1 pseudogene is annotated in these 269 nt (G+C 62.5%); it reads left to right on the forward strand.

Annotated features, from left to right (window positions below):
* A pseudogene (locus HMPREF2924_RS12005) lies at nucleotides 1-269 on the forward strand (integrating conjugative element protein); the annotation flags it as partial.

The raw sequence follows: 269 nt of genomic DNA on the forward strand, positions 1-269 counted from the left end.
AACACCTGGTCCTCCCCCCAGGAAGCCGCCGCATTCGCCACCCGGGTACTGGGGGAGCAACAGCAACAGACCTGCGAAGGCTGCCAGAAGACGGTGACGGCGGCAGGTGTCGGCCTTACCCCGTTGATCCAGGAGACCTACGACAAGAAACTCCAGTCGCTGCAGGAACTGCTGTCGAAGAGCAAACCACTGACTGTAGAGAATCTGGCTGCGGCCGGCACCGATGCTCTTCCAATTACCCGCGGCGTCATCGAGGCGCTGCGCGACGA

This window comes from Pseudomonas sp. HMSC063H08 (assembly GCF_001813645.1).
Classification (GTDB): domain Bacteria; phylum Pseudomonadota; class Gammaproteobacteria; order Pseudomonadales; family Pseudomonadaceae; genus Pseudomonas; species Pseudomonas aeruginosa.